Source organism: Pedobacter steynii, from assembly GCF_001721645.1.
GTDB lineage: Bacteria > Bacteroidota > Bacteroidia > Sphingobacteriales > Sphingobacteriaceae > Pedobacter > Pedobacter steynii_A.
Window position 1 is genome coordinate 5,021,773 of the sequence record NZ_CP017141.1, and the last position, 23,840, is coordinate 5,045,612.

Annotated in this window: 18 protein-coding genes; 17 read left to right on the forward strand and 1 reads right to left on the reverse strand. The window is 42.2% G+C overall.

Features of this window, described 5'->3' with window-relative positions:
• The first annotated feature begins 25 nt into the window (after nucleotides 1-25).
• The 5 genes from BFS30_RS20800 to BFS30_RS20820 all read left to right on the forward strand — a co-directional run bounded on the left by BFS30_RS20800 (nucleotide 26) and on the right by BFS30_RS20820 (nucleotide 3,268).
• Nucleotides 26-580 carry a dihydrofolate reductase family protein gene (locus BFS30_RS20800; RefSeq protein ID WP_069381055.1) on the forward strand — a complete coding sequence of 185 codons (555 nt, stop codon included), beginning with the start codon at nucleotides 26-28 and terminating at the stop codon, nucleotides 578-580.
• Nucleotides 581-613: 33 nt separating this feature from the next.
• Nucleotides 614-1,003, forward strand: coding sequence for a VOC family protein (locus BFS30_RS20805; protein ID WP_069381056.1), 390 nt, complete (start codon nucleotides 614-616; stop codon nucleotides 1,001-1,003).
• Between the two features lie 176 nt (nucleotides 1,004-1,179).
• Nucleotides 1,180-1,296: a TipAS antibiotic-recognition domain-containing protein gene (locus tag BFS30_RS28230; protein WP_157262991.1), complete on the forward strand. Its 117-nt coding sequence runs from the start codon at nucleotides 1,180-1,182 to the stop codon at nucleotides 1,294-1,296.
• Nucleotides 1,297-1,475: 179 nt separating this feature from the next.
• Nucleotides 1,476-2,159 carry a nucleoside-diphosphate sugar epimerase gene (locus BFS30_RS20815; protein ID WP_083252151.1) on the forward strand — a complete coding sequence of 228 codons (684 nt, stop codon included), beginning with the start codon at nucleotides 1,476-1,478 and terminating at the stop codon, nucleotides 2,157-2,159.
• Nucleotides 2,156-3,268, forward strand: coding sequence for an L-dopachrome tautomerase-related protein (locus BFS30_RS20820; RefSeq protein ID WP_083252152.1), 1,113 nt, complete (start codon nucleotides 2,156-2,158; stop codon nucleotides 3,266-3,268). Before BFS30_RS20815 ends, BFS30_RS20820 begins: the two co-directional genes overlap by 4 nt.
• A gap of 34 nt (nucleotides 3,269-3,302) precedes the next feature.
• Here the strand turns inward: BFS30_RS20820 and BFS30_RS20825 are convergent, their stop codons facing one another.
• Nucleotides 3,303-4,052, reverse strand: a complete 750-nt coding sequence (locus BFS30_RS20825) for a DeoR/GlpR family DNA-binding transcription regulator (protein WP_069381058.1) — start codon at nucleotides 4,050-4,052, stop codon at nucleotides 3,303-3,305.
• 402 nt (nucleotides 4,053-4,454) lie between these two features.
• On the opposite strand from BFS30_RS20825, the gene BFS30_RS20830 reads away from it, so the two are divergent.
• From BFS30_RS20830 to BFS30_RS28085, 12 genes are read left to right on the forward strand one after another with little or no spacing between them, the layout of a single operon-like run.
• Nucleotides 4,455-7,508 carry a SusC/RagA family TonB-linked outer membrane protein gene (locus tag BFS30_RS20830; protein ID WP_069382571.1) on the forward strand — a complete coding sequence of 1,018 codons (3,054 nt, stop codon included), beginning with the start codon at nucleotides 4,455-4,457 and terminating at the stop codon, nucleotides 7,506-7,508.
• 8 nt (nucleotides 7,509-7,516) lie between these two features.
• The gene (locus BFS30_RS20835; protein ID WP_069381059.1) at nucleotides 7,517-9,325 is read left to right on the forward strand and encodes a RagB/SusD family nutrient uptake outer membrane protein; all 1,809 of its coding nucleotides are present in this window, start codon (nucleotides 7,517-7,519) and stop codon (nucleotides 9,323-9,325) included.
• Between the two features lie 29 nt (nucleotides 9,326-9,354).
• Entirely contained in the window at nucleotides 9,355-10,554 is a 1,200-nt protein-coding gene (locus BFS30_RS20840) for a BT_3987 domain-containing protein (RefSeq protein ID WP_069381060.1), read from the forward strand.
• Between the two features lie 34 nt (nucleotides 10,555-10,588).
• Nucleotides 10,589-11,665 carry a family 43 glycosylhydrolase gene (locus tag BFS30_RS20845; RefSeq protein ID WP_069381061.1) on the forward strand — a complete coding sequence of 359 codons (1,077 nt, stop codon included), beginning with the start codon at nucleotides 10,589-10,591 and terminating at the stop codon, nucleotides 11,663-11,665.
• Nucleotides 11,666-11,710: 45 nt separating this feature from the next.
• A complete protein-coding gene (locus BFS30_RS20850) occupies nucleotides 11,711-12,529 on the forward strand; it encodes an N-acetylmuramic acid 6-phosphate etherase (protein ID WP_069381062.1) in 819 nt (272 codons plus the stop codon).
• 23 nt (nucleotides 12,530-12,552) lie between these two features.
• On the forward strand, nucleotides 12,553-14,391 hold the full coding sequence (locus tag BFS30_RS20855) for a beta-N-acetylhexosaminidase (protein ID WP_237028625.1): 1,839 nt from the start codon (nucleotides 12,553-12,555) through the stop codon (nucleotides 14,389-14,391).
• Nucleotides 14,392-14,409: 18 nt separating this feature from the next.
• Entirely contained in the window at nucleotides 14,410-16,155 is a 1,746-nt protein-coding gene (locus tag BFS30_RS20860; RefSeq protein ID WP_069381064.1) for a hypothetical protein, read from the forward strand.
• Nucleotides 16,156-16,160: 5 nt separating this feature from the next.
• Nucleotides 16,161-17,414 carry a sugar MFS transporter gene (locus tag BFS30_RS20865; RefSeq protein ID WP_069381065.1) on the forward strand — a complete coding sequence of 418 codons (1,254 nt, stop codon included), beginning with the start codon at nucleotides 16,161-16,163 and terminating at the stop codon, nucleotides 17,412-17,414.
• 13 nt (nucleotides 17,415-17,427) lie between these two features.
• The gene (locus BFS30_RS20870) at nucleotides 17,428-18,297 is read left to right on the forward strand and encodes an N-acetylglucosamine kinase (RefSeq protein WP_069381066.1); all 870 of its coding nucleotides are present in this window, start codon (nucleotides 17,428-17,430) and stop codon (nucleotides 18,295-18,297) included.
• A 10-nt stretch (nucleotides 18,298-18,307) separates the two neighbouring features.
• Nucleotides 18,308-20,545 carry an alpha-N-acetylglucosaminidase gene (locus tag BFS30_RS20875; protein ID WP_083252334.1) on the forward strand — a complete coding sequence of 746 codons (2,238 nt, stop codon included), beginning with the start codon at nucleotides 18,308-18,310 and terminating at the stop codon, nucleotides 20,543-20,545.
• Nucleotides 20,546-20,598: 53 nt separating this feature from the next.
• On the forward strand, nucleotides 20,599-21,684 hold the full coding sequence (locus tag BFS30_RS20880; RefSeq protein ID WP_237028626.1) for a family 43 glycosylhydrolase: 1,086 nt from the start codon (nucleotides 20,599-20,601) through the stop codon (nucleotides 21,682-21,684).
• Between the two features lie 30 nt (nucleotides 21,685-21,714).
• On the forward strand, nucleotides 21,715-23,796 hold the full coding sequence (locus BFS30_RS28085) for an aldose epimerase family protein (RefSeq protein WP_083252154.1): 2,082 nt from the start codon (nucleotides 21,715-21,717) through the stop codon (nucleotides 23,794-23,796).
• Nucleotides 23,797-23,840 lie beyond the last annotated feature (44 nt).

A 23,840-nucleotide genomic window follows, 5' to 3' on the forward strand; every position in this document is an offset into this window, starting at 1 on the left:
TGTGATCAGCAACATCCTGATTACTATGAGCAAACTAAGTGTATTTAACTTTATAAGCCTGGATGGCTATTATAAGGATCTTAATAATGGTATAGACTGGCACCAACACGGCCAGGAAGAAGCTGGGTTCAGCGCCAAAAGTTTAGGGAGTGATCATATGTTGCTGTTTGGCCGGGTAACTTACCAGATAATGGCTTCATGGTGGCCAATGCAAAATGCTATCGATGCGATGCCCGAAGTGGCCAGGGGGATGAATAATGCCGAAAAGATAGTATGCTCCAATACCCTGCAAACTGTAGACTGGCAAAATACCCGCATAATGAGCGGTGATATATTCACACAGCTGGCGGAGGTAAAAAAAACATCGGCCAGGGATATCACCATTTTAGGTAGTGGTAACCTGACTACGCAACTGGCCCAGGCTGGCTTGATTGATAACTACCAGATCATGATAGACCCAATAGCTATTGGCAATGGTACTGCTATTTTTAAAGGCTTGCAGCGCGTGTTAAAGTTAAAACTAACCGATATCCAATCATTTAAAAGCGGAACGGTATTGCTAAGTTATGAGGCTGTCTAAATTAATCATCAATATACTAAACACCTATTCATTATGAAAGTACAGATATGGGCCAATCTAGGCGTTAAAGATGTAGCGCGAACTGAGGCATTTTACACTAAACTGGGTTTTGAGCAAACCCCAGGACAAAAGAGTGAGGAGTTAACCAGCTTTTTATTTGGCAATGATGGTTTTATGATCCACTTTTTTAAAGAGGAAAGTTTAAAAAACGGAATGAAGGGGGAGTTAGCCGATTTGAGCAAGGGAAACGAAGTTATCTTTTCTATCTCGGCTGAAACAGAGGAAGAGGTTAATGACTGGGCGGTAAAAGTGAAAGATGCGGGAGGTCATGTGTTTAGCCCGCCCGAAGCCTTTCAAGGCATGTATGGTTGTGCTTTTGCCGATCCCGACGGGCATAAGTTTAACATTTTAAAATGGAAATAGGGAGCTATGATTTCACTTCTTTCTTAAGTCAGTCATGATGTAGTTGATCCATTGTTTTGGTGGTATACTTAACTTCCGGTCAGGACTGAAGCCTGTTTCATCAATTGGATGTTTATCAGTCCAACTGGATTTTGAGACTGGTATCATCAAAATGAATTCCTTGAAGGGAAGCGGGGTTGCAACTAAAAACTGATGCTCAGGCTGAAGCTTATAAGGGACTGGGTCAGCTTTATCTAACTGATCCAAGATTTACCGATGAATATGGTTCGTCAGATCAGGATTTTCATTTGTGAAACAATCGTTGCCTACGCGGATAGAAATCTTAGTATATGAACTGTCGTGTCATTTCGTAATGAAATGACACGATTTTTATGGTGTGATTGTAATCACACTTATTTTGTGATTTCCTTCCTTTCTGGTTTTTCTGCGTTAACCCAACTTTGTGTGATCAACACATAAACAATAATAAGCGATGAAATTTTTTTTAACCGGAGCCAATGGATACATCGGGGGTTCAATAGGTAAAGTATTTGTTCATACCTCAGGGTCAAGCGTAGTAGCGGATGATGTTTTGGGTGACATTGAAAATCCCGAGATTTTTGAGGAAGCTACTTCTTTTGTACCCTTGGAGGTACGTGAACGGGGGGGAGCTATCAATCAAATGGTGATAGATGCAGGAGTTCACCGAAACGTGCGGGCTATTGTCATTGTACCCTCTATGATTTACGGTGATAGCCTCGGATTGGATGTGGAGAGTGTTCAATTACCTCCGATATATCGAAAATCAATTGAGGTTGGTAAAGGGGTTTACCTTGGAAAAGGGATCAACCGCTGGTCAAATGTAAATATTTCTGATGTCATCGACCTGTACCTGCTTGCTTTGGAAAATGCACCTGCAGCTAGTTACTTATATATAGAGAGCGGAGAAGAATCCTACAGGGATCTTGCGGGTTACATTAGCCATGCTTTAGGCTTTGGTGGAGAAACAGAGAGTTGGAAAGCGGAAGAGGCTTTAGCAGAAATTGGTGGGCTTGCCCGGTATGGGCTCGGGTCTAACAGTAGGGTAAAAGCGGTAAATGTACGTAAGGTACTGGGCTGGAAACCTAAGGGTGGGAGTATATTTGAATGGATTTCATCAAATAAATATTCCAGATGAAAAAAATACTGTTAGTGATTGTAATCAGCTTGTTTCAAGCCTTAATGTTTTCGCTTTTTGCCCAGTCAAAAGCAGCTCTGGAGGTTGTTTCTTCATTTTCTGTGGAACGTCCCAGTAATATTGCCGTTTCTCCTGAAGGGAGGGTTTTCATCACGATGAGCGCTGAGGGAGAAACCAAACATCTGGTACGAGAAATTTTGTCAGATGGAAAAGTAGTTGGTTTCCCGGATACTTCGTGGATCACGAAACCCCGGGCTGGTTCTATTAAAGGAATTAACTCAGCTATCGGTATTCAGGTTTCTGCTGATCATCTGCTTTGGGTATTGGATATGGGTAATAAGAAGACTGAACCTATACAGGGACCGAAGCTTATTGCCTGGGATATTAAGACCCGTAAACTGGTTCATATATATCCTTTGCCAGACGCGGTACTACGCCCAACATCTTTTCTCCAGGATTTCGTCATTGACGAAAAGCGACAGATAGCTATACTTGCAGATATGACTATGGCTGGGATGGTGTTGCCGGCATTTCCTGCTTTTGTGGTTATTGATCTGAAAACAGGTTATAGTAGAAGAGTACTGGAAAATCATTCCTCCTTTCAGCCGGTTGATGAATCCCTGGTCGTTAACGGCCGGCCTGTCAGCCACCGTTATCCTGATGGAAGAGAATACCATCCGAAATATCCGCTCAATCCGATTTCTATTGATCAGGAAATGAATTGGGTTTATTTCGGCGCTTTAGGAGGGAATAAGATCTACCGCATTTCTGCAGCTGCAATTGCTGACGAAGTGCTGACTCATGAAGAACTGGGGGCAAAAATAGAATATTATGCTGCTAAGCCTAAATCAGATGGTTTTAAGGTCGGGAGCAAAGGAGAAATCTATGTAACAGATGTTGAACACAATTCAATTGGGATTGTAAGTCCGGTCGGGTATAGGGTTCTTATCAAAGACAAAGTACTGCTTTCATGGCCGGATGGCCTGGCGTTAGCGCCAGACGGGTACTTGTATATTGTGGCGGATCAACTGCACAACAAACCCTATTGGAACAATAATCAGAATGTGAGCAAGCCTCCATACTATGTGCTGCGTATTAGAATAAAATAATATGAGCAATAACAGCAACTCAGTTACAATCGACTTAAAGCAGTTTTAAGTTGTCATTTCTGTAATTAGCAAGTAGCGGGCTTTCCGGGGATAATTCCGTAATCAGGTAATTGATGTGATTAGGCTCACAGATTCTTATCCTTTGTGCGGTATTCAATTTTTCGGAAATGCTTAATACTGCAGTTTTTTTTGAAGACCGGATGCAGGCTTTTTTTACCTGAACGATATCCCAATCCATATCCGTCAGGCCTTCCTCAGAAGAAAAAGCATTTGCTCCTAAAAGACATAGGTCCACTTTAATATCTATCAGTTGATTAATTACACTAGCACCAACATGCAGGTTTGCATTTTTATTTAATTTACCTCCGATAGTGATGACTTCAAGATTACTATGGTCGGACAAAGTAATCGCTACCTGTGGGCTTATGGTGAAGAAGGTCACCCTTAGGTTCTCGGGGATCATTTTAGCCAATTCTAATATGGTTGTTCCACCTTCTGTAAGAATAACCATTTCGTTCTTTATGAGCTTCAGCGTTTTTTCTGCAATCTTTTTCTTCTCATTTAACGCATAAACTTCATTTTGCGCATTGAAAGGCGATACAAAGGATTTGCTTGCGGCTCCTCCGTGTACTTTTAATAGCATGCCTGTTTCAGCAAGCTCTTTCAGATCACGCCTCACGGTATCATCGGAAATGTTTAATAACGTACTTAAGTCGGTTGATAAAACCTTATTGTGGAGGTTTATCTCTCTCATTATCAGTTTGTGTCTGTCTTCTTTACGCATATGAGATCGTTTTTGCGGTTTAATGCTTTATTTGGGATGATTAAATGCAGTAAATTTAGCTTATTCCCGCATATTTTATACAATGTTTTTAAATAAAGTTATAACTGTGCATTTTTTATGCGGTTTTGTGAGTCTTGGTTTTTGAGGTCAGTTTTGATGCCTGTTTATGCGAAATTGACTTGTCTAGTGCTTTTAGTGGCTGTTTTTTAATAAATATATTTTTTTTTAAAAAAAGCTTGGATGCTATTATATTGCGGTTATATTTGTGTTATAAAACGCATAAAAATCGCAAATAAGTGTTTTTACACTGATTGTTGGGGTTGTAAGGTGGTTGTGCTGCCTGTTTGCGTTTTTGATTTGCTAACCAATCAACCAAACCATATGTATAAAATTCTACAATTTATGTTTTTGCTGTTATTTATAACAGAAACAAAAGCGAGGGACTTCTCTCTTTATCCAGATGTAAAGAGCGGGGTGATAAAAAGCGATATACTGGTAAGTGGTAAGGTCGTGGATGAAAATAATGATCCATTGCCTGGTGTTTCAGTGAAGATTAAAGGAACAGGAATCGGGGTGGTTACTGGTACTAATGGGGAGTTTTCGATAAAAGTCAGGACTGAAAAAGATTCTATTCAGTTCTTCTTTATTGGTTACAGATCTCAGACCATCAGTGGCAACATTAAAACTTTTACAATCATCCGGCTTTTACCGGACGACAATAAAGATTTGAACGAGGTTGCTATAATTGGTTATGGAACTCAGAAAAAGGTCTCAGTTACCGCCTCATTGTCTACAATTTCTGTGAAAGAGTTAGAGCGGGTTTCTACTCCCTCCTTAACTAATGCTATTGCAGGCAAGTTGCCGGGGATAATTACCAGGCAGGAAAGTGGAGAGCCGGGAGGTGACGCGGCTCAGGTATACATCAGAGGCTTATCTACTTTCGGAAGCAACGGACCTCTGGTGCTTATCGATGGGGTGGAGCGAAATATGAATGTGATCAATGCGCAGGAGATTGAAAGCTTTACGATTTTAAAAGATGCTTCGGCAACTGCCATCTATGGGGTTCGTGGAGCAAATGGTGTAATACTAATCAATACAAAACGAGGTGAGCTTGGAAAACCTCGTGTTACTTACAGATCAGAAGCGGCGGCTTTAAAAGCTTTACGACTTCCGGAGTATATTAATGGTGGTCAGTATGCTTCTTTAATGAATGAAGCATTGGTGAATGCAAATCAGTCGCCAAGGTGGAGTGAGGAGGAGATTAAGAAATTCAATGATGGTTCTGATCCTTATTTATACCCCAATTCTAACTGGACCGATGCCGTGCTGAAGCGGGATACCTGGCAGACCATTAATAACCTTAGTGTAACCGGAGGTACAGAAATCATTAAATATTATACGAACGTGGGCTTCACACTCCAGGACGGACTATACAAGCAGGATGCGGCAAACAAGTTTAATACCAACGCGAATATTAAGCGATATAATTTTCGGAGCAACGTAGATCTTAACCTGTCGAAAAGTCTGACCATGCAACTGAGCCTGGGTGGAATCATTCAGAACGGGAATTATCCGGGTTTTGGGGCGGGAGATATATTTCAATCTTTAAAAGTGGTATCTCCAATAGCTTTTCCTGTAACCAATCCTGATGGTAGCCCTGGCGGGGCGCAGACCTATATCGGCTGGAATCCATGGGGCAGGGTAACGCAATCCGGATATTTAACACAGGATAGAAGTACTTTGCAGGGAACTTTTGGAGCCACCTGGGATTTGTCTTCTTTTACCACCAAGGGCTTGTCGGTCAGGGGGATGTTTTCTTATGACCGTATTGCACAAACCAATAACGGAAGGTCTAAACAATTTGAAGTTAAAAGATATTTGGGCAAAGATCCGGTAACTGGCGAAGATTTATATAGCGCAGCCTTTAGGGAAGAACAACCTTTGGCCTATTCTTTCTCCAATGCGAGCGACCGTGCCATATATAGTGAGCTGCAGCTGAATTACAACCGCAGTTTTGGAAAACACGAGGTGACTTCTATGTTGCTGTTTAATCAGCGGGATTTTGTAAGCCTTACCGCAAGTTCCTCGATATTGAACATTCCTTATCGCAGACAGGGGCTGGCGGGCCGTACTACTTATGGCTTTGACAACCGCTACTTTGCCGAAATTAATTTTGGTTACAATGGTTCCGAAAATTTCCCGGCAGGAAAAAGATATGGATTCTTTCCATCGTTCTCTGCCGGCTGGGTCGTATCTAACGAAGGTTTCTGGAAAGTTCCTGCAATTTCTACTTTAAAATTTCGCGCATCTCATGGAAAGGTTGGGAATGATCAGATCGGACAGCGGTTTTTATTCCTGAGCACTATTAGAACAAATGGTCAGTCTTATGCTTTTGGTCCCGGGCAGGAGGTATTATATGGTATGGAGGAGAATGCAATCGGAAATGAGAATGTAACCTGGGAAACCGCTCAAAAAAGCAATATAGGGCTTGATCTTGGGCTTTTTAAAGATCATTTGACACTTCAGGTAGATGTGTACAGTGAAAGGCGTAAAGATATTTTATTGCAAAGGAATACCGTTCCGGCAATAGCCGGCTTTTTTCCATGGTCTATTCCATTTGCAAACCTTGGTAAGGTAAATAATAAAGGTATTGATGGTTTGCTGGAGGTTAAACACACCACCTCCGGAGGCTTTTTCTATTCTGTAAGAGGGAATTTTACGTATGCCAGAAATAAAGTAATTGAAAATGATGAAGCAGCAAAACGATTCTCTTATCTGAGTGGAAAAGGTTTGCGCCTGGGTCAGTCTTTTGCATTTGTAGCTGATGGATTTTTCCAGAGTGAGGCTGAAATAGAAACAAGTCCCTTGCAAACTTTCTCTAACGTTCGTGTTGGAGACGTAAAATATAAAGACATCAATGGAGACGGGCTGATTGATTCTTTTGACCAGATCCCGGTAGGGTATCCTAGATTGCCTGAAATATCATTTGGTTTTGGAGGAACGGTATCCTTTAAAGGTTTTGATGCCAGTTTGTACTTCACAGGGGCGGCGCATACCAGTGTTTTTTTAAGTGGGTTTTCAATGTGGCCATTTTACGATGGACTGGGTGTGAATAATGTATTAACGGAATATTACAACAATAGGTGGACACCTTCAAATCCTAATGCACTTTATCCTGCTATAGATGTCGGTAATAATCCCAATAACTATGTCAATTCTACATTATGGATGCGTAATGGGAATTACCTGAGGTTAAGGAATGCTGAAGTGGGTTACACATTACCTAAAAGAGTGAGTAACAGGTTTGGCATTAGTAACCTCCGTTTTTTTGTAAACGCAGTTAATCTGGTTACCTGGGATCATATAAAAATCATCGATCCTGAATCTAATGATGGAACAGGTGGCTATCCTTTACAGAGATCTCTGAATGCCGGTTTACAGATTGATTTTAAATAAAACTGAACATGAAAAAAAATATACAATACATCATCTGCAGCATATTAATTTTGCAGTTCTTTATGATTTCTGCCTGCCGCAAAGATTTTTTAGATAAAAGTCCGGATGAGGATATTACCATAGAAGAAGCTTTTAAACAGCGTAAGTATGCCGAAGCCTTTTTGGTAGATATCTATGCCGGCCTTCCTAACGAAATCTATTTTACCGATATGGCTGATGTGAACCCATTTATAGTTGCATCGGATGAAATGAATATTCCCTGGCCGGAGAAGTTTCCTAAGCTGATGAACAAAGGAGCCTGGAACTCTTTTAACGTAACTGGTCAGATCTACAAAAACATGTATGAAGGGATTAGAAAGGCAAATATCTTTTTGAAAAATATAGCGCTTACACCTTTATCGGCTGAATTTACGCAAACTACCAAAGACAGGTGGATTGGGGAAGCCGTTTTTCTTCGTGCATTTTATCATTTTCAGCTGATGAGGATTTATGGACCAGTACCCATAATAGATTATACTATTGGTGTTGCAGATGATTTTACTAAAATCAGACGTAAACCTTTGGACTACTGTGTAAACTTTGTGGTTAGTGAGTGTGACAAAGCCATCACGCTGTTGCCAATGAATGTGGTGGGAAGCCGTGATCTTGGACGACCTACCGCGGCTGCATCACTGGCGCTTAAAGCGAGGGTACTGCTATATAACGCCAGTCCTTTATGGAATGGAAATCCAGATTTCAGATCTTTTGCGGATAATGAAGGAACCAGATTGTTTTCGCAGCAATACGACGAGCGCAGATGGCTTGTTGCTGCACAGGCAGCAAAAGACTGTATACAAAAGTGTGAATCTGCGGGGTACCATCTGTTCAGAAGTTATGCTGATCCAGTAAAAAATTATCAGCAGTTGTTTATTGAGAATAATAACCCCGAAGTGTTGTTTGCAAGAAATTCGGGTAGGGATGCCTGGATGGAAAAATCTGCTTTTCCGGGCAGTTTAGGAGGCTGGAATGGTTGGAATCCTACTCAGGGACAAATAGATGCCTATGAAATGGATAATGGCATTGCGCCGATAACCGGTTATAATATAGACGGTTCACCGGTTATTGATCCTGCATCAGGTTATGTGGAAACAGGTTATGCAACCGGAGATGAACCGAAGGGCAGATGGCTGGATGGTACCAGAAATATGTACGCGCACCGTGACCCAAGGTTTTATGCGACCATTAACTTTAACGGGGCCTTTTTTATAGACAGAAGGGTACAGTTCTGGCAAACCGGTGCAGATGGCCGGGGTAATGCAGGCAGGGATTTTAATACTACCGGCTATCTGCTTAAAAAATTTATCGATCCTGGAGTTAGCCTTACACAGCAACGGTACGCACTTAAAACCTGGATATTCTTTCGTTTAGGAGAAATGTATTTGAATTATGCCGAGGCCCTGAACGAAGCACAGGGGCCTGTGGGGGATGTGCATATCTATGTAAATGCCATTCGTAACAGAGCGGGGATGCCGTCTTTACCAAATTCGCTAAGTAAAGACGATATGCGTAAAAGGATAAGGAATGAACGTCGTGTAGAACTGGCATTTGAAACACATCGCTATTTCGATTGCCATAGGTGGAAGACTGCGGAGCAAACTGATAAGGGAAAGGTGTATGGGATGAATATCTCTGCCGGAACCAATCTTAAGGACGATAATTTCTATAAACGAAGCTTAATAGAAACCAGGTTCTTTCAGGCGCCGAAACATTATTTGTTTCCTATTCCGCAGGATGAAATCGACAAGAATTCCAGTATGGTACAGAATCCTGGATGGTAATTGAATTTCTAATATTAAGAAAACAGATCATGAAAAAAATAGTACAGATTTCATCCCTGATTTTAGGCTTCCTGATTGCAGGATGCAGCAAGGAGGTCGACGTTGATTTAAATGTTAAAGGTGCGGAAACATATTCCATGCTCTATATGCCTCAGGCAAATGGTAACCCGGTTGTAAAAAGCCTCAGTATTTCAGAATCAGTTTATAAGTTTAATTACAGTGCCTTTTTAGGTGGGAGTCTAGACAATGGAAGCACTATAAATGTGAAGTTTGGGGTGGTCAGATCGATGGTAGATAGTTTTAATCTGAAAAATGGAACTGACTATAAGATGATGCCCGAGGGAAGTTATACACTTGATAATTCCGAAGTGAAAATAGCGTCTGGGAGTAAAAGCACCGGAGCGCTTAATCTGAGCATTAAAACCCTGGGATTTATTTTGCCTTTCCAGTCTTACCTGCTTCCCGTGAGTATTATTGATGCAGATGCAAAAGTAAATTCTGCACTAAATACAACTTACTTTTTAGTAACCGGATCCTATGCTCCCGGTGAGGTTCCACGTGAGAAAGCATATGCCCTGGGCGCTGATGCGGGGGGAATGTTTTTTGATTTTAACGGTGATATGATCGGCAAAAGCCCCGGAGGTAATTTACTGCTTTATCCGGCGGGTTCAAATGGAACTTTTAACGCTCCCCGTCAGATTGGGGCAGGCTGGGATATCTTTAATACAGTTTTTTATTATGGTGGCGACCGGTTAATAGGAAGGTATGGATCTGGTGGCGGAGATATTGCCCAATATAAAGTTGATGGAAATGGAAATTTCGGCGCCAGCAGGACCATCGGATTTGGCTGGGGTATTTTTGCCAAAATCATACCATTTAAAGGTTTGTTGCTGGGGATTGACGGTGCAGGAAATATGAATATGTATCCTTTAGATGCCGCCGGCGATTTTGATTTCGGCAGAATAAAAACCATAGGAACCGGGTGGGGAGGGTTTATTCATGTCTTCCCTTATGAAAATTCATTGCTTGCAATTGATGCCAGTGGCGATATGTTTCAGTTTCCATTATCGGATGAGGGCGTATTTGGAACCAAAAACAAGGTTGGCAGTGGTTGGGATATGTACACTTTGGTATTCCCGGCCGGTAAAGACCTGCTAGCATTGGACGGTTCGGGAGATCTGTGGAGATATAAATTTAATCCAGTGGGTTTCTGGCCATTAAAAAAATAGTATAGCTGACAACGGACCTCATATTTTCAAAAAAATGATGCGCAAAAACATATTTCTTTATTTAGCTATCCCTTTTCTGTTTGCAGGATGTGGCAAATCCGGTACTTCTGTTAAGGAAGGGGGAGAGGAACCTACTTTGCCGACAAAAAACCTGGAGTTTATTAATCCGGTTTTTGAGCCCATATTAGCTGATCCTTCCATTGTAAAGGGAGAGGATGGTTGGTTTTATGGGTATGGGACAGAGGACAACTGGGGAGACGGGCAGGGGAACCGGCTGGTGCCGGTTGTCAGGTCTCTGGACTTAATTAAATGGACTGTTATTGGCAATGCGTTTACTGCAAAACCCCAATGGAAATCAGACGGAGGTATCTGGGCTCCGGATGTAGTGCTCATCAATAAAAAGTATTACATGTATTATTCTTACTCTGCCTGGGCTGACCCCAATCCCGGAATAGGACTGGCAGTGGCCAGTAATCCCGGTGGACCATTTATTGACCAGGGGAAACTTTTTTTAAGCAGTGAAATTGGTGTGCCCAATACCATAGATCCTTTTTACTTCTCCGAAAACAATAAAAAGTACCTCTTTTTCGGTAGCTACAGCTCTTCGGTAAATCAAGGGACGTATGTAGTAGAATTAGCTGAAGACGGGTTTTCTGTAAAGAATCTAAATGATAAAGTCAAAATTGCAGCGGGTGATTTTGAGGCGGTAATGATTCATAAAAGAAAGGGTTATTACTATTTCTTTGGATCTAAGGGAAGCTGTTGCAGCGGTTCGTCAAGTACTTACCATGTGAGGGTGGCCAGGTCAGCGGCATTGCTGGGTCCCTATCTGGATAAAGATGGGAAAAGCATAGCTGAACGGGGAAGCGGCACCTTGCTGATCTCTGGTAGCGATAAATATGCAGGGCCGGGGCATAATTCAAGAATCATATCAGATCGGACTGGTACCGACTGGTTATTGTATCACGCGATTAATAAAACCAATCCAATAGTTCCGGGGGGTGCGAGCAGGCGAATGCTAATGCTTGATAAAATTAACTGGGTTGACGACTGGCCGGTTATTGAAAATTCTATACCCGGTAACGCCCTGAAGAAAGGACCTGAATTTTAAAAAAAGAAATTAATAGAAGATAGATATAAATTAAAAATAACACTAATGACACCAATTACAGAACAATCATCCTTGTACGATCAATTAGAAAATAAGTCAGTTGAAGAATTAACAAGGTACATCAATCAGGAAGACGCGAAAGTAGCAAAAGTTATAGAAGGAGTTCTTCCAAGTGTAAATAACCTGATTACAGCGATAGTTGATAAATTAAAAGCCGGAGGCCGGATGTTTTACCTCGGTGCAGGAAGTGGTGGCCGCTTATCTGTATTAGATGTCATTGAACTTCCTACAACTTATGGCCTGCCGAAAGGTATTTACAATACCGTTCTGGCAGGTGGTATTGACCGGTTAGCGGATGCACTTGAAGAAAAGGAAGACGATGTGGATGAAGGTTGGAATGCACTGGTAAATGCAGGAATTAATTCGGGCGATATCGTAGTTGGTATCTCAGCAAGCGGTACTACGCCTTTTGTACTGGAGGGCCTGAAAAAATGCAGGTTACTAAATATCACAACGGGTTGTATCGTCAGTAACCCTTCAACACCTATTTCGGCACAATCAGATTACCCTGTTGAAGTCGTAACCGGCCCTGAATTTATTACCGGCAGTACCAGAATGAAGTGTGGAACTGCGCAGAAAATGTTGTTTGACATGATCTCTACCACAGTAATGATCAGAATTGGCAGGATTGAAGGTAACAACATGATCAATGTTAAACTCATCAATGATAAGATCCTGGACCGTGGTGTGAAAATGCTGATGCAAAAAGCAGAGATTGAAAGCTATGACGAAGCAAAATCAATTCTTCTTGAGCATGGAACAGTTAAAAATGCCCTGGATAAGGTAACAAATAGGCATAATTAATAATTTAATTAAATACAGCAATCTTGAAATATTTACTCATTTGTTTTCTGTTTTATACGGTTACAGCTTATTCTCAGACGGCAACTGCCGATCTGGGTATCATACCAGCGCCTGCTGATGTAACTTTAAAGAAGGGTTTTTTTACAATCGGACCAAAAACTCAAATTGCTTATTCAGACGGTAAGTCGAAGAAAACTGCGATGGTGTTAAAGGATTATCTCCAGAAAAGATATGGACTAAAATTGCCCCTGCTTGCTGAAACTACAAATAAGTCAGCTTCTGTTATTGTTTTTACCCATCAGGAGAAATTAGGGAGGGAGGCTTATCAACTTACTGCAGGTACTTCAGTTTTAAAAATATCAGGCGATGAAGCCGGACTGTTTTATGGATTGCAAACACTAATGCAGGTGATTAAGGCAGAAGGGGCGAAATTACAGCTGCCTTGTGTGGAAATCAATGACAGGCCAAGATATCCTTATCGTGGTATCATGCAGGATGTTGGTTACCATATCTATCCGGTATCTTTTATTAAAAGCCAGATAGAAATGCTGGCCAGGTATAAAATGAATGTTTATCACTGGCACCTTACCGAAGATCATGGCTGGCGTATTGAGATTAAAAAGTATCCTAAGCTGACTGCTGTAGGTGCCTACAGGGCAAGTACACAGATCAGCCATTACGTTGATTCTTTAAACGGGCAAGATCACCTTCCTTACGGTGGCTTTTACACGCAGGAGGAGATTAAAGAAGTTGTTGCTTTTGCTGCAGAAAGACAGGTGACGGTGATTCCCGAGATTGAATTGCCCGGGCATTCTGTTGCCGCACTTGCGGCCTATCCCGAGCTGGCTTGCGGTGATCATCCGGGACCTTTTAAAGTAGCGGAGAATTGGGGCATATTTGAGGACGTATATTGTGCCGGCAAGGAAAATACATTTAAATTTCTAGAGGATGTACTCACAGAAGTAATGGCTTTGTTTCCTTCTCAATACATTCACATTGGTGGAGATGAATGCCCCAAAAAAAGATGGGAGGCTTGTAAATATTGTCAGCAGCGAATTAAACAGGAACACCTAAAGAATGAGTTTGAGCTCCAGAGTTATTTTGTGAAGAGAATTGAAAGATTTGTCAACTCAAAAGGAAGAAAAATCATTGGCTGGGATGAGATACTGGAGGGAGGACTGGCCCCGAATGCAACCGTAATGGCCTGGCGCAATATCGATGAGGGCATAAAAGCAGCGCAGCAAAATCACGATGTAGTGATGTCGCCGATGTCGCACGTTTATTTTGACTTTATTCAGGGTAAAAGGGAGCTGGAACCGCTGGCTATTGGCTGGGGTTATAATACTTTGTCTAGGGTGTATGCCTATGATCCTACGCCAGAAGTACTGACCTCAGATCAAAAGAAACATATTATTGGTGTCGAAGCAGCGATCTGGACAGAACATATGGACACTTACCGTAAGGTAGAATATATGCTTTATCCCCGTTTGATGGCGCTTGCCGAGGTTGCCTGGACATTCCCGGAGAAGAAGGATTCTGTTAGCTTTTTTGAGCGTCGCCTGCCTGAACATTTACTTCAGCTGGATCAGACCGATAAGGTATACCGCGTGCCCGGACCTATTGGGGTTTCCGATACTACCTTGACTGGTTCAACCTTTAAAATCACGCTGAAGGTACCTGTAGAGGGTGCAAAGATCTACTATAATTTTGATGGACAGGACGCCAGGGAAACAGATTACCTCTATGAAAAACCTATTGATATTATCCTTCGTAAAGGTGAAAAAAGACAATTGAAATCTGTTGTAATTACCCCTTCAGGAAAACGCAGTGCAAATACAAGTACCTTATTTATCCATCCTTAATCCCATTAGTGCAGTACTATGAAAATTCAATGTCGGCTCATTTTTATCTTGTTTTGCAGTGCGGTTTTTTTTCTAACTCCGGTTCATGCACAGCAGATTTATCTTTCAGGAACAGCAAAGGCCAGTATCGAACCAAAGTCTTATCCGTTTTCTGTTGCCCTTGCCGGTTATGGTTACCCCAGGGGAGGGCGCTTTAGCCTGGACTGGATCAAAATCGACCAGGTGACTGTCCCGGAATTTAAGCCGTGGCAAAAATGGAAGAATCTGGCAGTTGATGCAGTCGCATTTACGGTATTGGATAAAGTGATGTATGCAGCAGATAAGGACGGAACGGTTACCTATGCTGCATTGAAGGATAAAACCAGGAAATGGCAAAAGCTCGGGGAGCTGGAAGGAATAATTAGTCTGACCAGTTACAAGGGGTGTCTGTTTGCACTTACCGCAAATGATGAACTGATGCGATTCGAGCTCAAAAGCAAAAACGGAGACTGGATTAAAATTGCAAAGTTCAATGGGTTATCGTATGATATACATTTAAAAGCGATTGCCATACACGGGGGTAAGCTGTACGGAATGGATAAAAATAATTTTGTTTTTGAAGGCAGGCACAAAACAGATGGTAACCTGTCTGTGAGGGCTGTGGCCATCTCAGCTGAAAAACAAACCGTTCTGATTATAGGTGCTGACGTTTGTGGATTTAACCATGATTTCATCACTTCTGTGAAAGATGAGCTGTCTAAAAAGCATAAAATTAAGCCATCAGCCATATTGATCAATGCTTCACATACCCATTTCGCACCTTCGACGCAGGACTGGAGCACCTGGGGAACCCATCAGTTAGCAGATTCCATTTATTTAAACACGATTGTTAAACCTGCTTTGATTGATGCTGCCGAAAGGGCTATTAAAAACAGGAAACCTTCTGTTTTATCTTTTGGGAGAGGGAAAACCGCAATAGGTAAAAACAGGAGTCTCGAGGGGGCAGCGGTTCCCTATGACAATGATGTGGATGTGCTGCAGATTGAGCGGGAAAAAGACCATCATAAGACTGTTGTCTTTTTAACAGGATGCCATCCTGTGTTTAAAAACGAAGGTATAGAAGGTTTTACCATCAGCCCCAATTATCCTGGAGTCACCAAAAGTCTGCTTGAAAAGGAACCGGGTATCACGGATGCGGTATTTATTCAAGGCTGTGGCGGAGATATCAACCCTGTAGCTTTAGATCACAAGCAAACTGGAAATGATCTTGCTGTGGATGTGAAGAGCATTCTGAACGGCCCCCTGGAACAATTGAACGGTAAGATTACCTTTTATGTGGACTCGCTGAACTTTCCGGTAAACCCATGGAGTACTGAACGTCTTCTTGCCTTTAGAAAGGAGAACGATAATGGTAAAGGAGATGTAAATGCTGAAAAGGATGTGCGTTGGGCAGATCTGATGCTTGGACTGAATAAAGATCACAGCATGCCGGCCAGTATGCCAGTTTACATACAGACCATTAACATTGGCAACTGGAAATTAGTGGGGCTTTCCAGAGAGGCGGTAACTGATTACAGCATTGGTATTAAGAAATTATGGCCGGGGAAACTGGTTAGCGTAGCCGGATACTGCAATGATGTATCCAGTTACCTGCCAACATCCAGACATATACAGGCAGGCAACTATGAAGGACTGGGCTCATTTTTCTGGTACGGACAGCCCTCTGTATTCCCTGTGGATGTCTATGAAAAGATCATAGACAAAATAAAAACTCAAAATCATTAAATCGTATGACCAATAAAGCGGTGTTGAATCCCCTGATTATTATAGGGATATTGTTTTTTGTTTTTGGCTTTGTAACCTGGCTGAGTGCAGTTTTGATCCCTTATTTGCAACTTGCCTGCGAACTGAACAATTTTCAGTCCTACCTGGTCGCTTTTGCCTTTTATATCTCTTATTTTCTGATGGGTATCCCTTCAGGCTGGCTGTTGAAGCGTACCGGTTTTAAAAATGGGCTGTCGGCGGGCCTGATACTGGTTGCTGTTGGTTCTTTATTATTTGTTCCGGCAGCAGTGAACAGATTTTACCCGCTCTTTTTACTGGGTTTGTTCGTACAGGGGGCAGGTCTTACTGTTTTGCAAACGGCATCAAACCCTTATGTCACTATACTTGGGCCAAAAGAAAGTGCCGCCCGGAGAATCAGTTTTATGGGAATCTGCAATGGCATTGCCGGAGCTTTGGCACCGGTTATACTTGGTGCAGCTATTTTAAATGATGCCGATGCGGTAAAGAATAAACTAGGCTTGCTGAACTCTTCTCAAAAGATAATAGAATTGAATGCACTGGCAGCTAAAGTGATTGTGCCTTACCTGATCATTACTGGCATATTGATAATCCTGGCTATTGTGATTCGTTTTTCTGCGCTCCCGGAAGTTAAGGAAGAGAATCTGGATGAAGAAGCGGAACTTTCCGGACAGCAGGCTAAAACTTCCATTTTACAGTTCCCTCATCTGTTGCTTGGTGTGCTGATCTTGTTTTTGTATACCGGTGTTGAGGTCATTGCTGGAAACAGCATTATTGGTTATGGTGCATTTCAGGGAATTCCATTGTCTGTTTCAAAGTTTTTTACCTCGTTTACATTGATGAGCATGTTGGCTGGCTATCTTATCGGAATAGTCTGCATACCGCGGTTCTTTAGCCAGGAAACGGCCTTAAAAAGTTCATCACTACTCGGTATTTTGTTTGCGGTTGCAGCAATCTTCAGTACGGGTTTAATTTCCGTGGTATTTGTAGCCTTGCTTGGGCTGGCTAATTCATTGATGTGGCCTTCTATATGGCCATTGGCGATCAGCGGATTGGGGAGGTTTACAAAAACAGGATCGTCATTGCTGGTGATGGCCATTTCCGGCGCAGCATTGCTCCCCTTGTTATATGGCTATATCACCGATCATATCAATCCGCAACAGGCATACTGGATCGTGGTTCCCTGTTATGTTACCATAGGATACTACGCCGTTTCCGGTCATAAATTGAGAAAAAAATAATTAATAAAGACTGATGATTTTAATTGCAGATAGTGGCTCGACTAAAACCGATTGGTGTCTTCTTCATCCTGAAGGGAAAAGGAGTTATTTTGTAACCGAAGGTTATAATCCTCATTTTTCTGATGAACAACAGATCATCCAATCCATTAAAAATAACCTTTCGGCTGAAATAGACCCGCTGAGGATTAAAGAGATTTATTTTTACGGTGCCGGTTGTCAGGATGACAAAATTGGACTGATGCAAGGCACCCTCCGTTCTATATTTCCTAATTGCCGGCAAGTCACCGCGGAAGTGGACCTTTTAGCTGCAGCAAGAGGCTTGTTGGGTAATAAACCTGGTTTTGCTGCCATTCTTGGTACCGGCACCAATACCTGTATTTACGACGGAAACAGGATCGTTAACAATATTGACTCTTTAGGATTTATTCTGGGTGACGAGGGAAGCGGAGCGGCTATTGGGAAAAAAATACTGAGCGACTATGTGCGCAATAAAATGCCTGAATCTGTAAAGCAGGTGTTTTACCACATTTATCAGCTTAGTCCTGCAGAAATCATAAATCAGATCTACGGGGCGCCAATGGCAAACAGATTTTGTGCAAGTTTTACCAAATTTTTAAAACATCAGGAAGTTGATCCGGATTATAGCCATCAGTTGGTGAGGACTTCGTTTACCGAGTTTTTTAGTCATCTCGTATCCTGCTATCCTGCATATAACAGCTATACGTTTAATTGTATCGGTTCTGTAGGTTATCACTTTAAAGCTATTCTGGAGGAAGTTTTAAATGAATTTGATATGCTGCCAGGCCGGATTTTACCTTCGCTCATCACTGAACTTGCCGGATATCACACCGGTCATGAAAATATTTACAGCTCAAACACATAAAAGAAAATATATGAAATACACACAAAGATTATTAAGTTATAGCCTGGGGATGGTATTGCTATTTACTACAGCCATTTCCAGCGCAAAGGAGGTGGAGCGGAATGCCTCTACGGTCCTAAATAAGGAGGCTAGCTACGCTTTGATCAAACGTATCCTTCCTAAATTTCACGATCGGTTTTTAATAGAATTTGTAGAGAAGGAAAATGATAAAGATGTTTTTGAACTGGAAAGTAAAGGACAGAAGATCATATTAAGAGGGAACCATGGGATTTCCGTGGCAAGTGCATTAAACCATTATCTGAAAAACTACGCACATTGCGATATCAGCTGGAACGGAAATAACCTGAATCTGCTGAATGAGTTACCAGTGGTCCCAGTAAAGGTACATCAGGCTACGCCTTATCAATACAGGCATTATTTCAATTACTGCACCTTCAATTATACCGCTGCCTGGTGGGATTGGGAACGCTGGGAGCAGGAAATTGACTTTATGGCTTTGAATGGGATCAATATGCCGCTGGCGATGACAGGTCAGAATGCCCTTTGGCATAGGGTTTATAAAAGCATGGGTTTTACGGATAAGGATATGGATGCCTTTTTCTCCGGACCGGCATATTTCATGTGGTTCTGGGCTGGAAACCTGGATGGCTGGGGAGGGCCACTACCACAATCCTGGATGAAAAGTCATGAGGGACTGCAAAAAAAGATTCTTGCCCGTGAACGCGAACTCGGAATGACACCAATTTTGCCAGCTTTTACTGGTCATGTACCTCCAGCGTTTAAAGACCGGTTTCCGGAGGCTAAACTGCAAAAAACGAATTGGGAAGGAAGATTTGCAGATACTTATATTCTTGATCCGAAAGACCCGATGTTCCAGATTATTGGTCGCAAATTTATTGAAGAACAGACAAAAACCTTTGGAACAGACCATTTGTATGGTGCTGATACTTTTAATGAGATGTATCCCCCAAGTAATGATGCCTCATATCTGGCTGAGTCCAGTAATGCGGTATACAAATCGATGGCAGCGGCAGATCCTCAGGCAGTATGGGTAATGCAGGGCTGGACCTTCTGGGATAAAAGAGATTTCTGGAAACCTGAGCAGCTGAAAAGCTATCTGAATGCGGTACCAACGGAGAAACTGATCATACTGGATCTGTGGAGTGAGGTACAGCCGATATGGGATAAAACCGATGCCTATTACGGGAAGCAGTGGATATGGTGTATGCTTCACAATTTCGGAGGGAAGATCAACATGTTCGGCCATATGGATAAAATTTCACTGGAGCCTGCCGAAACCCTTCATAATCCTAAAGCAGGGAACATGATTGGGATCGGGGTGGTTCCAGAAGGAATTGAACAGAATCCAGCTATATATTCACTGATGTTGGATAACGTATGGAGAGATAAAGTAATTGATGCCGATGACTGGGTTAAAGATTACGTACACCGCAGGTACGGAAAAAAAAATGAAGATGTAGAAAAGGCCTGGAACATATTGCATTATACCGTTTACAATGTGGATGGCGGACACGAAAGTATCGTTACCGGCAGACCAACTTTCAAAAAGAGCACCGACTGGACGGATACTGAAACGTCTTATCAGCTAATTGATCTGATCCCTGCATGGGATCACCTGATTAAGGCCTCGGGTAACTTTAAAAATGTCGATGGGTTTCAGTACGATCTGGTTGATTTAAGCAGACAGATCATGGCTGATTATGCAAGTATCCTGCAACAGGAGATCGCTGTGGCCTATAAAAATAAAAATCTCAAATCGTTTCAATTAAATAGCAACAGGTTTCTGGAGTTGATCAGAGATATGGACAAGCTGCTTGCTACCAGGAAAGACTTCTTGTTGGGTAAGTGGTTAAACGATGCGAAAAGATGGGGCACGAATGATGCAGAGCGGTCGCTTTATGAAAAAAATGCGAGGAACCTGATTACACTTTGGGGAGATAAGGATGCCTCTTTGCATGAGTATGCTAATAAACAATGGTCGGGCTTGTTAACCGGTTTTTATTTGCCAAGGTGGCAGCAGTTTTTTAAAGATGTAACCACAAAAATGAGCCGCAAACAGAAGTTCAGTCAGGAAGCTTTTGATGAGAAGATCAAAGCATGGGAGTGGGGATGGGTGAATGGCCGGGAGTTATATCGCGAAGAACCGCAGGGAGATCCGGTGATTGTTTCCAAAATGATGCATCAGAAATATGCCGGGGCAATTAAAGAAGCCGGCAAAAAACAATAAGCAGAAGTTTGAGGCTAACCATTTTATTTGCAGTATATTAATGGATTTTTAGAATGAGAATGATCAATACTAAAGAGCGCAGCAACAGCAGGCTTATTGCCTGCTGCCTGGTATTTTTTTCAATTTATAGTTTTAGCGTTTGCCTGGCGCAGGTGAAAAAGAACCTGGTGGAATTTACAAATCCTATTGGAAAGGGGGCGGATCCCTGGGTGATCCGGCATAATGGTTATTATTATGTTTGCCAAAGTAACGGAGATATCAATAGTAAGGGTATTTCTATCAGGAAGTCTGATAAACTGAGCCAGTTGGGAAAGCCGGTAACCGTTTGGAATGCACCAGATGAAGGTTGGAACAGCAGTCAGATCTGGGCGCCGGAGTTACATTATTTTAATAAAAAATGGTATATCTATTATGCAGCCGGGAAAGCGGGCCCTCCCTATATTCACCAGCGATCTGGCGTTCTTGAATCTGTTACCGACGACCCGCAAGGGGAATATGTAGACAAAGGCATTTTAAATACAGGAACTGATACAGTAAATGAAACCGGCACGATCTGGGCTATAGATGTGAATGTTGGGTACATTGGTGGAAAGCTGTATGCCGTATGGTCCGGATGGGAGCAGAATGCTACAACCGATAAAACATCCCAGCATCTCTATATCGCCGAGATGAGTAATCCATGGACGATCAGCTCAGCTCGTGTAAAAATATCAAGTCCTGATCAACCATGGGAGCAGGGCGGTCCACTGGATTTGAATGAGGGCCCTCAGTTTTTAATGAGAGAGGGAAAGGTTTTCATTATTTATTCGACGCGTGAATCTTGGACTCCGGAATACCGGTTGGCCCAATTAAAGCTAAAAGATCCTTCTAAAACGCCTCTTGACGCCGGAAATTGGGAAAAGAGCGGTCCGGTGTTTCAAGGTACAGCCAAGGTGCTAGGCACCGGGCACGCCAGTTTCACCCAGTCGCCAGACGGTAAAGAGTGGTGGATATTTTATCATACCAAAAAAAGCAAAACTCCGGGTTGGGACAGGGATTTACGTTTACAGAAGTTTAACTGGAGGGCCGATGGAAGTCCTGATTTTGGTTTGCCTATTCCCGCAGGGATTTTAATACCAGTTCCCTCAGGAGAGTATTAGCAGTAACTTTAACATTTGATCATCATAGAAATGAACATCAAGAAGATTTTAATATTTCTTTTAGTCCTTATTACAGGCGTTGGAAAGAGTGCCGGACAGCAATCCAAAAAAAGGGAAGTTCAAAGTGCGAAATGGACAATTGAAAAGGTCAATGCCTGGTATAAGCAGCAGCAATGGATAGTTGGGGCCAATTTCCTTCCCAGTACCGCTATTAATCAGCTGGAAATGTGGCAGGCAGAATCATTTGATCCTCAGACGATAGAGCGGGAGCTGGGATGGGCCGCAAAAATTGGCTTAAATACCATGAGGGTGTATCTACATAGTGTGGCATGGAAGCAGGATCCTGATGGGCTAAAAAAGCGTATGGATCAGTATCTGGGGATTGCTGATCAACATGGTATAAAAACAATATTTGTTTTTTTTGACGATTGCTGGAATAAAGAAGCAAAACCGGGTAAACAAGCTGCGCCTAAACCGGGGATCCACAATTCAGGTTGGGTACAGGATCCCGGGCAGCCTGGGTCTGGTGATCCTAAAAATTTTCCGGATCTTGAAAAGTATGTGAAAGATGTGCTGGGCCATTTTGGTAAAGATAAACGCATATTACTATGGGATCTTTATAATGAACCGGGCAATTCTGATAAAGGAAATGAGTCACTTCCCCTTTTAAAGAAAGTGTTTTCCTGGGCCAGATCATCAGGTCCGGAACAGCCGATCACTTCCGGGATTTGGAAGTGGGATCTGGAAGAGCTGAATGCTTTCCAGATCCAAAATTCTGATGTGATTACCTATCATGACTACGAAGAACCGGAATGGCATCTTAGGGTTATACAAATGCTAAAAACCCATGGGCGTCCTTTGATCTGTACGGAATATATGGCAAGAACCCGAAATAGCCGGTTTTCGAATACTTTACCGATGTTAAAGAAGGAAAATATCGGCGCCATCAATTGGGGGTTGGTTGCGGGAAAATCAAATACGATTTATGCATGGGATACTCCATTGCCACAGGGCAATCAGCCGGTAGAGTGGTTTCATGATGTTTTTAAGAATGATGGAACTCCGTATCGTCAGGATGAAACTGACTTAATCAGAAATTTAACAAATCGTGATGGCGGCAAGCAAACTAAAACTTATACCATTAGAAATAATGGTATGGAAGCCCGGTTTTCTGATTGCGGGGCGCGTCTGATGAGTTTATTGGTGCCCGGGAAAAATGGAAAACAAGTGGATGTGGTAATGGGATTTGATGATCCCGCGGCTTATAATAGTTCCACAGAGCCTTATTTCGGCGCTACCATTGGCCGGTATGGAAACCGAATCGCCAGGGGGAAGTTCTCTTTGGAAGGAAAACAGTATCAACTTACCATCAACAATGGTTTGAATACACTTCATGGGGGAATTACCGGTTTTCAGTATAAGGACTGGACTTTGGTAAAACCTGCGGATTCAGTTTTAATCTGTACACTCTTGTCGCCTGATGGGGATAATGGTTTTCCGGGAAATTTATCGGTAACCGTAGTTTATACGCTGACACATAAGCATGAATTACAAATCCAGTATACTGCGGTTTGTGACCAGCCTACAGTAGTGAATTTAACGAACCATGCTTTTTTTAATTTAAATGGGAAAGGTAGCATATTGAACCATTGGATGACCATCAATGCTGATAAATATACTCCGGTTGATAGCGGTCTTATTCCGACGGGTAAGTTGGTTGATGTCAGGGGAACTCCCTTTGATTTTCGCAGCATGAAAACTATCGGCTCGCGGATTGACATGCAGGATGAACAGTTGCGTTTTGGAAAGGGCTATGATCATAACTTCGTTTTGAATAAAAACAAGGGCGCTGTTGCTGAGGTTTATGGTGATTTGTCGCATATTGTGATGAAAATTTACACTTCAGAGCCAGGGCTGCAATTTTACTCAGGAAATTTTATGGAAGGAAAAAATAAGCTGCGTACAGGACCCGATCATTTCAGGACAGCCTTTGCGTTGGAAACCCAGCATTTTCCAGATAGCCCGAATCAGCCCTCATTTCCTTCTACGTTATTAAGGCCATCTGAAACTTATAAGAGCAGTACAACTTATTCTTTTTCAGTAAGAAGGTAAATTTTCAGGTTAGTCGTTGTGCCTTAAGCATGAACTGATGCCAT